The 15,144-nt window shown below is 42.8% G+C and carries 15 protein-coding genes; 9 read left to right on the top strand and 6 right to left on the bottom strand.

The genetic code is table 11. The features are described from left to right. Positions 1–191 precede the first annotated feature (191 nt). Positions 192–1,097, bottom strand: coding sequence for a manganese-dependent inorganic pyrophosphatase (locus VHA01S_RS12770; RefSeq protein WP_023404780.1), 906 nt, complete (start codon positions 1,095–1,097; stop codon positions 192–194). A 333-nt stretch (positions 1,098–1,430) separates the two neighbouring features. Here VHA01S_RS12770 and cmoB point away from each other — a divergent pair, with 333 nt between their 5' ends. The 4 genes from cmoB (at position 1,431) to VHA01S_RS12790 (ending at position 5,841) form a co-directional block, all read left to right on the top strand. Beyond that, entirely contained in the window at positions 1,431–2,405 is a 975-nt protein-coding gene (gene cmoB / locus VHA01S_RS12775) for a tRNA 5-methoxyuridine(34)/uridine 5-oxyacetic acid(34) synthase CmoB (protein WP_023404781.1), read from the top strand. Positions 2,406–2,536: 131 nt separating this feature from the next. Next, entirely contained in the window at positions 2,537–3,334 is a 798-nt protein-coding gene (locus VHA01S_RS12780; RefSeq protein WP_023404782.1) for an ATP-dependent zinc protease family protein, read from the top strand. Positions 3,335–3,366: 32 nt separating this feature from the next. Then, positions 3,367–4,872, top strand: a complete 1,506-nt coding sequence (locus VHA01S_RS12785; protein WP_023404783.1) for an inactive transglutaminase family protein — start codon at positions 3,367–3,369, stop codon at positions 4,870–4,872. A gap of 3 nt (positions 4,873–4,875) precedes the next feature. Then, positions 4,876–5,841 carry an alpha-L-glutamate ligase-like protein gene (locus tag VHA01S_RS12790; RefSeq protein ID WP_023404784.1) on the top strand — a complete coding sequence of 322 codons (966 nt, stop codon included), beginning with the start codon at positions 4,876–4,878 and terminating at the stop codon, positions 5,839–5,841. 112 nt (positions 5,842–5,953) lie between these two features. On the opposite strand, the gene VHA01S_RS12795 is transcribed toward VHA01S_RS12790, so the two are convergent. Both VHA01S_RS12795 and cysS read right to left on the bottom strand, forming a co-directional pair. Continuing rightward, on the bottom strand, positions 5,954–6,532 hold the full coding sequence (locus VHA01S_RS12795) for a thymidine kinase (RefSeq protein ID WP_023404785.1): 579 nt from the start codon (positions 6,530–6,532) through the stop codon (positions 5,954–5,956). Positions 6,533–6,643: 111 nt separating this feature from the next. Beyond that, positions 6,644–8,023, bottom strand: coding sequence for a cysteine--tRNA ligase (cysS, locus tag VHA01S_RS12800; RefSeq protein ID WP_039970913.1), 1,380 nt, complete (start codon positions 8,021–8,023; stop codon positions 6,644–6,646). A gap of 155 nt (positions 8,024–8,178) precedes the next feature. Here cysS and VHA01S_RS12805 point away from each other — a divergent pair, with 155 nt between their 5' ends. The 4 genes from VHA01S_RS12805 to VHA01S_RS12820 all read left to right on the top strand — a co-directional run bounded on the left by VHA01S_RS12805 (position 8,179) and on the right by VHA01S_RS12820 (position 10,868). Next, on the top strand, positions 8,179–8,673 hold the full coding sequence (locus VHA01S_RS12805) for a peptidylprolyl isomerase (protein WP_023404787.1): 495 nt from the start codon (positions 8,179–8,181) through the stop codon (positions 8,671–8,673). A 61-nt stretch (positions 8,674–8,734) separates the two neighbouring features. Beyond that, complete coding sequence (gene lpxH, locus VHA01S_RS12810; RefSeq protein WP_023404788.1) at positions 8,735–9,451, top strand: UDP-2,3-diacylglucosamine diphosphatase; 717 nt, start codon at positions 8,735–8,737, stop codon at positions 9,449–9,451. Between the two features lie 108 nt (positions 9,452–9,559). After that, complete coding sequence (locus tag VHA01S_RS12815; RefSeq protein ID WP_023404789.1) at positions 9,560–10,300, top strand: EAL and HDOD domain-containing protein; 741 nt, start codon at positions 9,560–9,562, stop codon at positions 10,298–10,300. 73 nt (positions 10,301–10,373) lie between these two features. Then, on the top strand, positions 10,374–10,868 hold the full coding sequence (locus VHA01S_RS12820) for a YchJ family protein (RefSeq protein ID WP_023404790.1): 495 nt from the start codon (positions 10,374–10,376) through the stop codon (positions 10,866–10,868). Between the two features lie 83 nt (positions 10,869–10,951). On the opposite strand, the gene hisIE is transcribed toward VHA01S_RS12820, so the two are convergent. Both hisIE and hisF read right to left on the bottom strand, forming a co-directional pair. After that, complete coding sequence (gene hisIE, locus VHA01S_RS12825) at positions 10,952–11,587, bottom strand: bifunctional phosphoribosyl-AMP cyclohydrolase/phosphoribosyl-ATP diphosphatase HisIE (protein ID WP_023404791.1); 636 nt, start codon at positions 11,585–11,587, stop codon at positions 10,952–10,954. Further along, positions 11,584–12,357: an imidazole glycerol phosphate synthase subunit HisF gene (gene hisF, locus VHA01S_RS12830; protein WP_039970899.1), complete on the bottom strand. Its 774-nt coding sequence runs from the start codon at positions 12,355–12,357 to the stop codon at positions 11,584–11,586. Before hisF ends, hisIE begins: the two co-directional genes overlap by 4 nt. A 618-nt stretch (positions 12,358–12,975) precedes the next feature. Between hisF and VHA01S_RS12835 the strand changes: the two genes are divergently transcribed. Beyond that, on the top strand, positions 12,976–14,295 hold the full coding sequence (locus tag VHA01S_RS12835) for an MATE family efflux transporter (RefSeq protein WP_084309160.1): 1,320 nt from the start codon (positions 12,976–12,978) through the stop codon (positions 14,293–14,295). Between the two features lie 65 nt (positions 14,296–14,360). On the opposite strand, the gene VHA01S_RS12840 is transcribed toward VHA01S_RS12835, so the two are convergent. Beyond that, the gene (locus VHA01S_RS12840; protein WP_240432735.1) at positions 14,361–15,077 is read right to left on the bottom strand and encodes a fibrobacter succinogenes major paralogous domain-containing protein; all 717 of its coding nucleotides are present in this window, start codon (positions 15,075–15,077) and stop codon (positions 14,361–14,363) included. Between the last annotated feature and the right edge of the window lie 67 nt (positions 15,078–15,144).

A 15,144-nucleotide genomic window follows, 5' to 3' on the forward strand; every position in this document is an offset into this window, starting at 1 on the left:
GATAAGTAGTTATTCTACAATCAAAAATTCTAACGCCGTTATCGAGTATTTTAACAAGCTAGAATGACCAGTTATTTAGTACGATTGGTATACTCCTTCCATTGCAGTCAATAACTAAAAAAACCAATGCATAAAAAAGGGCTGGATGATCACTCATCCAACCCTTTTATTCATTTCCGCTTAGCGTGAAATTATACTAGCTCAGCTTGTAGCCAAGGCCAGCCTTGTTTCTTACGGCTTAGCGTATTTTCCATCATAAGAACGCCGTTATCGGCGTGCTTGTCTAGCTTAGCGGCCCACTCACCTTTGTATAGAAGACGAGTTGTTGCGGTAGTGATGTCTGTTAGCATTACTGCGGCAAAGGCTAGGCTATCTTCTTCACAGCGACGCACTAAGTCTTGTTCTAGTGCTTCAATTTGACCGTCTACTTGCTCTAAAGTCGCCAGTTCGATTTGACCAACAACCACATCACGACCGTTGAATGGGTACGCTTTAAGATCTTTCTCAACTAGTTGTGCTGGAGTTAGACCTTCAATGTCTGTTTTCGCAATCAATAGCGCTTTGATGAATGCATCTACATCGTCAACACCGGCAATTTTTGCAAGCTCTTGAACCGCATCTTTATCTTTTTGCGTACATGTTGGAGAAGCGAAACCGACGGTGTCAGACAAAATAGCCGACATCATAAGTTTTGCGATTGCAGGAGTAATTTCAGCACCTTCAATTTTGAACATGTTGAAAAGAACAGTACAAGAACAACCTACAGGCCAGATCCACGCTTCAAGTGGGTTTACTGTCATCACGTCACCAAGACGGTGGTGATCAACAATGCCCAAAATTTCAGCGTCGTTTACATCGTCAGGTGCTTGAGCTAAATCACTGTAATCAACTAGCCAGATTTTTTCACCTGCAACTGAATCACGAAACTCTGGTTGCTCAACGCCAGCAACTTCAAGAATGTGTGCTGTCTCACGGTTGATTTCTCCTTGACGAATTGGCTTAGCGTCTAGGCCACGAGCCTTAAGAAGTTCGGTAGCAGCCAATGCTGAACAAATACTATCGCTATCTGGGTTTTTATGACCAACAACTAAAATCATTACTGTTCCTATAATGTTATCCAATGTTACGCCTAGGATTAGACGTTAAAGTTGGAACATTATACCCAATCGATTGCAAGTTTCTAGATGTGTAATGCCCTTCTTCCGACATCATTTCATCCGTTAGGTCTGTGAAATTGACGAAAAACCTTCGTTTTATCTATACTTTTCCTAGTACATAAAACTGGGAAGTTTCAAACTCTGTTACGCGACACTCAAACCGGATTCAATTGACCTAGTTTTGACACTATACCCTGATAAAAACTATCAATTTTAGTTGAGTCGGTGTATCTTTTGCTCGCTAAAATATATGTTCCTAACAAGTTGAATTGCATGTTTAATTTCGCCAATTTTTACCAATTAATCGCTCAAGACACCCGCCTACAGCCGTGGCTAGAAACTCTACCTAAGCAACTTGCCGACTGGCAAAGTGCCGAACATGGCGACTTTGATCGTTGGTTACGAGCGCTTAATAAGATCCCTGCCTTAACGCCTGACAATATCGAACTTAAGTATGAAGTGAATGTTTCTAACACTCAGCCTCTTATTGATGGCGAGAAAAAGAAGCTAGAAAACCTACTTAAAACCTTCCACCCATGGCGTAAAGGCCCATTTACGTTGCACGACATTCACATTGATACGGAATGGCGCTCGGATTGGAAATGGGATCGATTGCTACCGCACATTACCCCTCTTGAAAACCGCTCAGTATTAGATGTTGGCTGTGGCAACGGCTATCACATGTGGCGTATGTTAGGTGCAGGGGCGAGATTATGTGTTGGTATTGACCCATCTCATCTTTTCTTAGTGCAGTTTGAAGCGGTACGTAAGCTGATGAACGATGATCAACGTATTCATCTTCTCCCGTTAGGCATAGAACAACTACCTGAACTAAAAGCGTTTGATACTGTCTTTAGTATGGGCGTGTTATATCACCGACGCTCTCCTCTTGATCATATTCTGCAATTGAAAAATCAACTGTTACCTGGCGGTGAGTTGATTCTTGAAACCTTAGTCATTGAAGGGGACGAGAACGCTGTGTTGGTACCTGCTGATCGCTACGCACAAATGCGCAACGTGTATTTCTTCCCATCGGCAAAAGCGCTGAAAGTGTGGATGGAAAAATGTGGTCTGGTTGACGTCAGAATTGTGGATGAAAACACCACTTCTGTTGGTGAGCAAAGAACCACGCAATGGATGACACATAATTCATTGCCAGAGTATTTGGACCCAGAAGACCCTAGCAAAACCATCGAAGGGTACCCTGCTCCACGACGCGCCATACTTATTGCTAAAAATCCTAGTTAAAACATTGAAAGTTCAAGATGTTTTTTCCTTAGACTGACGAAAATTTGCAATAAGTGTTCTACACTTAACTTTATGAATCTAGGCGATTTTCGCCAGAGACTGAACCAATAACAAATATGAATAGGTTTTCGATGCTCAAGCATTTTATCGCGTTATCCGGAATCGTGCTTTTATCTGGATGTGTTCCGTCAAAAGCAACGCAACAAGAGACACAACAATATAGAACGGAATCTATGCAAGCCGTTAAGTCATCAGAAGAGAACTTATCAAAGCAAATCGGTGATGTGAGTACGTCAATCGATCAACAAAATGCCCAGATAGAAAAGCTACAACAGCAAATTTTAGTCATGTCTACTCGTGTCAATAATTTAGCCAAGCACAATGCAAGAGCACTACTTGAATTTCAGTCCCAATCTCAAACTAAGAAAGAGCCAGAAAAACCTAAGCAATTACCGCCTAATGATAATTTAGTGGTGTTAGGTTCTATCGAAACGGTGCATTTCAAAGAAATTAATAAGTCATTTGAGGCTCGCATCGATACAGGTGCTGCCACATCATCATTAAATGCCACGGATATTCATAAGTTTGAACGTGATGGTAAAAAATGGGTGAAATTTAATATCTCAGAAGAGACCTCTACCGATAAACCTGCCGAAGGAACGGATGAAACAGCACAAAAAGAACCAATTATTGTTGAGGCTCCCTTTATTCGTTGGGCAAAAGTTCGTCAATCAAATGCTACCGAGTCACACAGACGACCTGTAGTTGAGCTGTGGATTAGCCTAGGAGATGTAAGACAAAAAGCGCAATTTACATTAACCGACCGCTCGCACATGAGCCATCCTGTGCTTTTGGGACGCGAGTTTATCAAAGACATTGCTTTAGTGGACGTCAGTAAAGTATTTATTCAAACAGAAAAACTGCAGTGACATATTAGGTCGCAAATATAATAAGGATTGTTATGACTTCAAGAGTGCCGTTTTACATATTTATCGCCCTGCTCGTAGTGGCCGGTGCCGCGCTATCAATTATGCGACACACCGCCTATGGTGTTCCTTGGACACCGGGAGAAAGTCGCGAACTTTGGGATATTGAAGCTCGAGTTGAATTGGTTGCCCAGGGCGAGCCAGTTACCGTGTCACTAGCTGCACCCGGAACTCAAAATGGTTTCACGTTAGTCGATGAATCAGCATCTTCACCTGGCTATGGTGTGGCGTATGTAGATTCTGACATTGGCCGCCGCGCTGAATGGACTATCCGTTATGCCGATGGACCGCAAACCATTTACTACAAAGCTCAATTTTTAGTCGACCCGCAAGCGAAAGTAAAAGCCGTTCCGCCGGAAGGTCCAATTGAAGCACCTACCTTTGATGGCCCCCAGCAAGCTGCCGCGCAAGCCATTGTTGACGAAGCAACCAAGCGCAGTGCTAACGATGAAACCTTAGCTCGTGAGGTGATTCGTAAACTCAATGATCCAAACAGTCAAAATGCCGCATTACTGCTTAATCAGTTTACTAAGCAAGAAGCATTAGCGGCCCTACTCTCTTTTGCCGAGGTGCAAAATAAAACCGTTGGGGTTGTGCATTTAGAAGACGGACGTCGTCGCCAATCTATCAACCCTATGGTGGAAGTATGGAACGGTGACAACTGGATCTTGTTTAATGCCGATACTGGCGCACAAGAAAAGAGCGAAAACACACTGATTTGGGATCAATCCAACGTCTCACTACTTGACGTTACCGGTGGTCGTAATAGCCAAGTGTTGTTCTCTATGATTGCGCAAGATATTACCCCAAGAGCGGCGACCGCCAGCAAAGTGAATGCTGACGATCTGCTGAACTTCTCTATTCATAGCCTACCTCTAGAAGAGCAATCGATGTTTAAAACCATCATGCTTATCCCTATTGGCGCGCTGATTGTGGTATTCCTGCGTATTATTATCGGCTTGAAAACCTCCGGTACTTTCATGCCCGTACTGATTGCGGTTGCCTTTGTGCAAACACAGCTTTTGACCGGTATTGTCGGCTTCTTGCTGATTGTCGGCACAGGTTTGGTGATTCGAAGCTATCTCTCCAAGCTCAACTTGCTGTTAGTGGCACGGATATCCGCGGTTATCATTACCGTAATTTTGATTATTTCTGTATTTACCATAGTGGCGTTTAACATTGGCCTAGTGGAAGGACTTTCTATTACCTTCTTCCCTATGATCATTCTTTCTTGGACTATCGAACGTATGTCGATTCTTTGGGAAGAGGAAGGTGCTAAAGAAGTGGTATTGCAAGGTGGCGGTTCACTGTTAACGGCGGTATTGGTTTATCTTGCGATGACCAACAGCTACATCCAACACCTGACCTTTAACTTTATTGGTATGCAGCTGATTATCCTGTCTATCATTTTGATGTTGGGTAACTACACAGGCTACCGTTTAACTGAGTTGCGCCGCTTCAAACCACTGGCGGAGGACTAAATTATGTTTGGTCAATTTACTTCGCCATTTAAGATTCGTGCAAAAGGGATTATGGGCATGAACCAACGTAACCACAGTTACATTGGTAAATATAATGACCGCAGTAAATTCCCTTTGGTGGACGACAAACTTAAAACCAAAAAGATCGCTGAGATCCACGGTGCTACGACTCCTGCTCTGATTGGCGTTATTGGCCAACAAGCGCAAGTAAAACGCATCCATAAAATGGTTAAAGACTGGCCGGGCTTTTGTATCAAGCCCGCGCAAGGCAGTGGTGGTAAAGGCATTCTGGTGATTATTTCGCACAAAGATGGCGTTTATACTAAACCCTCTGGCGATACCGTGAATGAACAAGATGTGGAACGTCATATCAGTAACACTCTGGCAGGCCTATTCTCCCTTGGCGGGAAAAACGACGTGGCCGTGGTTGAGAACTTAATTAAGTTTGATGACTGCTTTGAAGGCTACAGCTATGAAGGTGTGCCTGACGTACGTATTATTGTATTTAAGGGCTACCCTGTAATGGCAATGATGCGCTTATCTACCTCTAACTCCGACGGTAAAGCCAACTTACACCAAGGTGCGGTAGGTGTTGGGGTAGATATTGCCACTGGTCGAGCAGTAAGAGCGGTGCAGTACGATTTACCCGTGACCCACCACCCTGACACGGGTAAAGATCTGATGCAGTTACAAGTGCCGCACTGGGAGCGTTTGCTCACGTTAGCGTCGAGCGCTTGGGAGATGACTGGACTGGGTTATATGGGTACAGATATGGTACTTGATCGTGAAGAAGGTCCAATGGTACTTGAACTTAACGCACGTCCCGGGCTTGCTATTCAAATAGCCAACGGCACGGGTCTGCTGCCTAGATTACAGCACATAGAGAACCTTGGGGTGCCGTTAGAGTATCCAAAACCGGCAGAGCGCGTTGCTTATGCAGCCAAACAGTTTGCGGCTAAATTTGACTAACGCGATATAAACACGTTCTGTAATAATCACTTTCTTAAATAATAAAGCTCTCTAATTTAGAGAGCTTTATTTTTAATGGCGTTTTTAACCACATTTTTAACCAAGCAAAGTCTTATCGGCCTAACGCTTCTTTATAGTGTACGCGACACACTGACACGTATTTATCATTGCCACCGATAGCCACCTGATCGCCCTCGGCAATCGGATTACCGGCTTCATCAGTGCGAATCACCATGTTGGCTTTACGTCCGCAATGACAAATGGTTTTAAGCTCAACTAATTTATCCGCCCACGCTAATAAATGACGGCTACCTTCAAATAGCTCACCCAAAAAGTCGGTGCGCAGACCGTAGCACAATACAGGGATATTCAGCTTATCTACGATTTCTGTAAGCTGGTAAACCTGCTCTTTTGACAAGAACTGACATTCATCGACCAATACGCAGTGATGCTGTGTGTGTTCATTTAACTCGCTCATCTCTTTGAAAAGATCGGTCTCTTTATCAAAAAGGTGCGCATCCGCTTGCAAGCCAATTCTAGAAGTCACTTTTCCTTTACCGTAGCGATTATCTAAGGCTGCGGTAAAGATCAACGGAGTCATGCCTCTTTCTTGATAGTTAAAAGAGGATTGTAACAATGTGGTGGATTTACCCGCATTCATTGCCGAGTAATAAAAGTACATTTGAGCCACGTAAAAGCCTTTCTTGTTCTTTTGATTTATTAAAAAGGGCCGATTAAATATCAGCCCTATTGTTAGTGTTCGTCACTGTCTATGCAGTTACTAATACCAAGCAAGTCAGTATTATTTACGACGCCACGTTGTTCCTTGTGGACCATCTTCTAGAACTATACCCTTCTCGTTTAGCTTATCACGAGCAAGGTCAGCATTCGCCCAATCTTTAGAGGCGCGAGAGTCGTTACGTAGTTTGATTAACGCTTCGATTTCTGCCACTTCGTCGTCAGCTTGTCCACCTTGTAAGAAGGCTTCTGGCTCTTGGTGCAAAATACCAATCACATCCGCAAGCTCACGCATCAGTGCGCCAAGTTGGCTGGCTTTCTCAATCTCGGCACCTTTAAGGCGGTTAACTTCACGAGCCATATCAAACAATACTGCGTACGCTTCTGGCGTATTAAAATCATCGTTCATCGCGGTTGAGAAGCGAGACACGTACTCTTCGCCACCAGCAGGAGTCGCGCTTAGGTCAAGACCACGCAATGAAGTGTATAAACGCTCTAATGACGCGCGTGCTTGGTTAAGGTTCTCTTCGCTGTAGTTCAACTGACTACGGTAGTGACCTGACATTAAGAAGTAACGTACTGTCTCAGCATCGTAATGACCTAGTACATCACGAATCGTAAAGAAGTTACCCAAAGATTTAGACATCTTCTCTTGATCAACCATCACCATGCCACTGTGCATCCAAGTATTCACATACTGAGTGCCGTGTGCACAGCAAGATTGTGCGATTTCGTTTTCATGGTGAGGGAATTGTAAATCTGAACCGCCACCGTGGATATCGAAGTGATCGCCCAAAATAGAAGAGTTCATTGCTGAACATTCAATGTGCCAGCCCGGACGGCCTGCGCCCCATGGAGATTCCCAAGTTGGTTCACCCGGCTTAGACATTTTCCACAAAACAAAGTCTAGAGGACTGCGTTTTGCCATTTCGATGTTAACGCGTGCGCCCGCTTGAAGCTGCTCTAGATCTTGTTTAGAAAGCTTGCCGTATTCGTCATACTTGCTCACTTCAAACATCACATCGCCATTGCTAGCCACATACGCAAAACCACGTTCAATGAGCTTTTCAACCAAAGCGATAATTTCGTCGATAAATTCTGTGGCGCGAGGCTCAACATCTGGGCGCTTCATGTTCAGCGAATCAAAGTCTGCGTGCATTTCTGCAATCAAGCGCTCGGTCAAAGACTCACAGCTCTCGCCGTTTACCGCTGCGCGCTTAATGATTTTATCGTCAATATCGGTGATATTGCGTACAAAAGTCAGATCGTAACCAAGATATCTCAAGTAGCGCGATACAACATCAAAAGAGACAAATGTACGTCCATGACCAATATGGCATAAGTCGTAGATAGTTACGCCACACACATACATGCCTACTTTTCCAGCAGTGATGGGTTTAAATTCTTCTTTTTGACGCGTCAGCGTATTGTATATCTTCAGCATTTCTTCAGCTTTAACTTCTGGTGGGGATAATGTGGTTAGTATACCAACACATAACGCCTTAAGTAACATAAAACTCGGTTAGCAGTTGATTGTGCTGAGAGTTTGGTTAGAATTTGATTCGATTTCTCTACTAAATAAACGTTAAGGACGCTCTTATGATCACCCTTCACACCAATCACGGTGATATTACACTAGAACTGAACCACGAACTTGCACCTATTACTGCTGAGAACTTCGTTCAGTATTGTAAAGACGGTTTCTACGACAACACTTTGTTCCACCGTGTTATCGATGGCTTTATGATCCAAGGCGGCGGCATGACTTCTGGCTTACGTGAGAAACAAACTCGCGCAACTATCCAGAACGAAGCAAACAATGGCCTTAGCAACGCTGTTGGCACAATTGCGATGGCACGTACGATGGAACCACATTCTGCTAGCTCTCAATTCTTTATCAACATCAATAACAACACTTTCTTGGATTTTAAATCAGAAGACATGAACGGTTGGGGTTACTGTGTATTTGGTAAAGTGACTGAAGGCATGGATGTAGTAAACAAAATTAAAGGCGTGAGCACTGGTAGCATGGGTATGCACCAAGACGTTCCTTTGGAAGAAGTTATCATTACTGGTACTACAATTACTGAGTAATGCTTTTAAACCGCGCTAAGCTTGCTTAGTGCGGTTTTTATCAACAAGGAATTCACGCCGCATGCGCACACTGTTTATCTCTGATCTGCACCTCACTCCCTCGCACGCTGAAATGACAGAGGCTTTTATTCGCTTTATGCGTGAAGATGCCCCTGGCGCGGACGCTCTGTATATTTTGGGCGATTTATTTGAGTTTTGGGTGGGTGATGATGATGACTCCCCATTAAATCATACTGTGATAAACGAAATCAGAAGATTGGTCGAATCTGGTACACCATGCTTTTTCACTCAAGGTAACCGAGACTTTCTAGTGGGCAAACTGTTCCAACAAAAAAGCGGTGCAACCTTGCTAGGTGATGAAACCTTAATCGATTTATACGGAACCCCTACCCTACTATTGCACGGCGATACCCTTTGTACTGACGATGTAAAATATCAAAAGTTTCGCCAGAAGGTACATATGAAGTGGCTACAATGGGTGTATAACCATATTCCGTTGAGTCTACGTCGTAAATTGGTCAAGAAAGTACAAAACAACGCCAATGACGAAAAGAAAACCAAGTCTTATGACATTATGGATGTCAACCAAGCAGCGGTTATGGATGCAATGCAACGTCATAACGCACAATTAATGATTCATGGGCACACTCATCGTCCCAATATTCATCACTTAGATGATAATAATCGTCGACGCATTGTACTAGGCGACTGGTATACCCAAGCCTCAATTCTTGAAATTAGCGCCGAAAACACCCGTTTATATAATTGCCCATTATGATCTGATAATAAATTTGCCAAGCAGTCGACATTTTTTAATATAGACTATTCACTCTATTTATATTAGGTTTATTCTTTAATGTAATCTTTTATTATCGAAGACGTTTTTGTGTACAGTTCTTATATAGCTCGACAACCTATTTTTAATAGCAGCGGTGTTCCTGTTGCCTATGAATTACTTTACCGAAACAGTCTTATAAATGCCTGTCCCAAAGTCGATGGCGATTACGCTACTCGTTCGATTTTAACCGACCTTTTACTGGATAAAACTCATAAATTACTCGATGGTATCTGCGGTTATATCAATTTTTCCCATCAAAGCATTATCGCTAAACTGCCTTTGTGTCTACCAAAAGGCAACTTTGTCATTGAGGTCTTAGAAGGCGATAACCCAAGTATTGAACTGCTTGATGCCATCAAAGAGTTGGGTGAACAAGGGTACACACTTGCTCTGGATGATTTTATTCCATCCAAAGCTTGGGAACCTATTCTCCCTTTTATCTCAATTATTAAGTTTGATATAAACCTATATGCAATTGAGGATGCAAAATCATTTATACAGCAATATAAAGATCTTGGTATTCAATTTGTTGCAGAAAAAATAGAATATTTTTCACAATATCAACAAGCGCTCAACGCTGGGTTTCATTTATTCCAAGGCTATTATTTATCTAGACCACAGATTCTTAAAAAACAAATACTTAGCGAAAAATATCCCGTACAATTTCATGCTGTTTATAAAACACTAAGACATGATAATATTGCTTTAATTAACAGCTTGGATCTATCAAACTTCTATGCCGCGAATGACATAACCCAATCACCTTCACATCAATTTATCTCTCTATAACCAAGAGAGCGAAGAATAAAACATCTAAGCAGTGTTATAATCAACATCAATTTACGACTTAATACTTTGACCTATGACCTCTATTGCCACTGCTTTGTGTCGCTGCCACAGCAATAAAACTTACCAAGATTGCTGTCAGCCTATTCATATCAACCCCAAAAGCGCTTCAATGCCAGAGCAGTTGATGCGCGCGCGCTATTGTGCACATGAATTAAACTTGGTGGAGTTTGTTATTCAAACCTATCATCCGAGTTGTAATGCTGACAGTGACGCTGATGCCATAGCGCAATCTGTTCAAGGGGATTGGTCAAAGCTTGAAGTTGTCAGTAGTGAAGCTGGAAGCAACGACAACGAAGGTTTCGTTACCTTTAATGCTTATTTTACTGAAGATAAACGTCGATACAGCTTTACTGAAAAGTCGCGTTTTGTAAGAGAAGATGGACAATGGTTCTACATTGATGGCGAAATGTACGATTATCCTTTAGCGGTTAAAAAAACCGTCGTCGGTCGTAACGATCCTTGCACATGTGGTAGTGGTAAGAAATTTAAGAAGTGCTGCGGTGCTTGAGTCTTCTATTGTTTAGACAATAAAAAACCATTTCACCAATACAGATTGAGAAATGGTTTTTGTCGTTGGACTTAGAGCTAGACTTATTTGTGACGTTCTTTTAATTTGTTGACCACGTCATTGAGTGACAAGCCTTGATCTTGCAATAGCACTAACAAATGGTAGATAAGATCAGCCGATTCACACACTAATTCCGCCTTATCGCCCGACGTCGCCGCAAGCGCGACTTCAACACCCTCTTCGCCCACTTTCTGCGATATACGCTTGGTGCCACGGGCATACAAGCTAGCGGTGTAGGAAGAGTCTGGATCGGCATGTTTACGCTCACCCAATAGGGTTTCAAGTTGATGAAGCCAAACCATTTGCGACTCTTCTTGAGAATCCGTATCCCAACAAGTGGTCGTTCCTTTGTGGCATGTAGGCCCTACCGGATTCACTTTCACCAGCAAGGTATCGTTGTCGCAGTCTAACGACATATTTTTAAGCTTCAATACGTTGCCAGAGGTTTCACCTTTGGTCCATAAGCATTGCTTAGTGCGAGAAAAGAAAGTCACAAGACCTGTTTCTCCCGTTTTCTGTAGCGACTCTGGGCTCATGTAACCCATCATGAGTACTTGGCTAGAGGTAAAGTCCTGAACAATCGCCGGCACTAAACCATCAACTTTGTCCCAGTCAATACGTTCAGCCAACGTTGTTAACTCACTTAATGTTAAACTCATATTCTTACCTCTACTGCTTGGGTTTTCAGGTATTGCTTCAGTTCACCGATATTGATGATCTGTTTATGAAATACAGATGCTGCCAATGCACCATCTACGTTGGTTTTATTAAAGGCTTCAGCAAAGTGCTCCATTGCACCTGCGCCGCCAGAGGCAATCAAAGGCACCTTACACACTTCGCGTACCATGTTTAATTGAGTAATATCATAGCCGTTACGAACGCCATCTTGGTTCATCATGTTAAGCACGATTTCACCTGCGCCGCGACGTTGTACTTCTTGTACCCAGTCTTTGGTTTCCCACTGAGTCGCTTTAGTGCGCACTTCATCACCGGTAAACTGATAAACCTGATATTTACCTGTCTCTTTATCAAAGAAGGAGTCAATGCCCACGACGATACATTGCACGCCAAATTTATCGGCTAGATGGGTAATAAGCTCTGGATTTGCTAATGCTGGGGAGTTAATTGATACTTTATCAGCACCAAATTCTAAAATGCGCGAAGCGTCTTCTGCTGATTTAATGCCACCAGCCACACAGAATGGAATATCGATAACTTCAGCTACTCGAGCAACCCAGCTTTTATCGACCACTCGGCCATCGCTAGACGCGGTAATATCATAAAAGACTAATTCGTCGGCACCTTCTTCCGCATATCGCTGCGCTAAAGGAACGATATCACCAATGATTTCATGGTTTCGAAACTGAACACCTTTTACGACTTGCCCATCACGGACATCCAAACAAGGAATTATTCTCTTAGCTAACATCTAACAAGCCACCATTAAGTCTTTGAAATAACATTTGTTAATTCCATTTAAATTTCTTATAGCCTTCAAAAATCAACAATAAATCAGCATGAGAAAAAGTCAGTCACAAAAGGTGTTTGTCTTGCTATCAAAAAAGCTGAATATCAATGAATTTTTATGCACGGCTAAATCGTTAAATCATAAAGACAATGTACACATTTTTGGTATACATAAAAAGACTAAAAGCAAAGTTTATCCCCATAATACCGGTATGAATGTAAGGTTTATAAGATTACCAACGAGTGCATGAAGCCAAGTGCTATCAACCTTATGTGTAATTTAAGTCGCCTAATAGTCATTATCTATCATATAAATGGAATATGAGTTCTAAAGCTATTGCAGTTAACTATAACCAAGCTCACAATTATACTTAGCTTAGGTAACGTACACTGACTAAGACCCATTATCGGCAGTCAATTGTTCAAACTCCTGCGCCAATAAGCTGTTTATTCAACAAATACACCAATGAAGCCCGAAACAACATCGCAATCAAAACACGATAACCGCCTGTTTTGTACGAGTAAGAAAAGAGTGTCCATGTTCAGCAAAAATAATCAATACATTAAAAAGAACGTCAAAATGGCTTGGCCAATCGCCATTAACGCCTTGTTGATGCAAGGCATGTTGATGATTGATACCTTACTCATTTCGCCACTCGGTGAAGGAGCACTGGCTTCTATGGGTATCGCCAGTACTATCGTGGCGTTAATGCTAGGGATGCAAAACGCACTGGCCAATGGTTCACAAAATGTATTGTCGCGCGCGGTAGGTTCGGGTAAAAACGAGCTCATCTCTAAATCATTCTTATCTGGGATGATGATTAACCTCTCTTTCGCTTTGGTCTTTTTCCTTTTAATTACGCTCTTTAAATGGCCAATCATTAAACTGCTGAGCCATAACGTGGATCTGTATGATGATATTGACGCTTATCTGTCAATTATCAAATACACTCTACTGCTAACAGGGGTATCTCAGGTATCGATTGCGCTCTTTAACGCGATGGGCAAAACCAAAATGCCTCTTATCAGTTACCTTTTCACCATGCCAATTAACGCCGTTGCGTCTTATTATCTTATTCACGGCATTGGCAGTTTTTCCGGTATTGGCATTGCAGGTGCCGCTCTTGGCTCTGTCGTTGCACTCGGACTACGAATGTTGTTTCTTTTGCTGTGCCTTAAATATCAAAAAACAGCGCACCTTTCGCTTACACAAGCAGTGCAAGGCATACGCAGCAATGTCGTTCTGCACTTTAAAGAAATCTTCCCTATTGCCGCCAACATGGTAGTGCTGACCATGGGGATGGCGCTCTATAACGCGTTATACGCGCAATTGCCCACAGAATCGTATGCCGCAGTGGTCATGATCACGCCTTGGCTTACCGCTTTAGCGCAATTTGTTGTCGCTTGGGCCGTCTCCTCTGCCATTACTATTTCCCAAGCTATCGGGTCTAACAACTTAGAGACCTTAGATTCAGACGTTGCACTCAGCATTCGTGTCACCGTTGGCGTCTCAATGATCATTGCCTGTGCCTCATTTATATTGAGCTTAGTGGTTGAAAAGATTTACCCCGGACATTCACAAGTCACCTATGACGCCCTAAAAAGCATCGCACCGCTGTACATCCTAATGCCACTGATTCAAGGCTACGTCACCGTACATGGACAAGTGTTACGCGCATTAGGCAAAACCACAGCCGTCTTTAACATCAATTTTGTTACCCGTTGGGTCATTGCCCTACCCTTATTTGCGTTTGTCGTCTTAGTATTAAAAGCATCCATTTTTTGGATCTACGCCGTCACTGTCCTAGAGCAAATATTGAAAATACCGTCTATGCGCAGATTGGCTAAGAAATTCTTGGCTGAGTTTGATAGTAAGAAGGCGAAGGAGTTGATGTATTAGAGAGTGGTATTTAGAGACTGATATTTAGGGGCAGGTATTTAGGGACTAGGTATAGATACGCCTAGTTAATTAGGCGTATTCAAATCAACTCTCACACAACGAACCGAAAACATATAATCCTTCGAGCTTGTTGCACGGCGAATTTCACTTTTGTGTGTATTCCACCAAGAGTATGCGAGGGTACGTATGATGCCTTGCTTGTCGGTGGCGCTGCTTGCGGTCCAAAATTCGGTATAGGCGCCTTGAGTAATATAAAACCCGTGTAACTTTACCCCTGCTGGGCGGGCTGAGAAATGACGTTTATTGACCAAGGATGGGACAAACTTATTAAATACGCCTTGAGGCTGCGCTTCTTTTAATTGCAAGCCTATATGTTGCTTTGCGCCGCGCCAGCCTTGTTGGTCAAGTTGTTCTTCTGGCATACCCATAGTGCGTTCTAACACTTTCCAATCATCATCAGTGGCGACACGCCAACCTTTAGGGCATAACTTGCGAGCGTCCGTCACATCATGCCAGCTGTATAAACGGCCATATTTAGCTAGGTTGGCTAGATCATCTTTTGGAATAAACCCCGTATTAACGGATGAACCATCTTGAAATTGAGTGCTTCTTAGATTCTCTGCCAACCACTCTTGATCACCAATTTTAACAGTGCGGTAAATGTTACCCTCTGCATCTTGAACGGTATTTTGAGTTTGGATTAAATCTGAATCGGTGTTGTTCGCAAATGATGATGTCGCAAGAACCATACTGACCCCTATAGATAAAATGAACGTTTTCACAGTGGTAATGCCATTAACAGTATGTGGATACTTTAGCGTTCAAACGAGGGCTAATCTAGGCGAGATG

The sequence above is a fragment of the Vibrio halioticoli NBRC 102217 genome (assembly GCF_000496695.1).
GTDB classification, from domain to species: domain Bacteria; phylum Pseudomonadota; class Gammaproteobacteria; order Enterobacterales; family Vibrionaceae; genus Vibrio; species Vibrio halioticoli.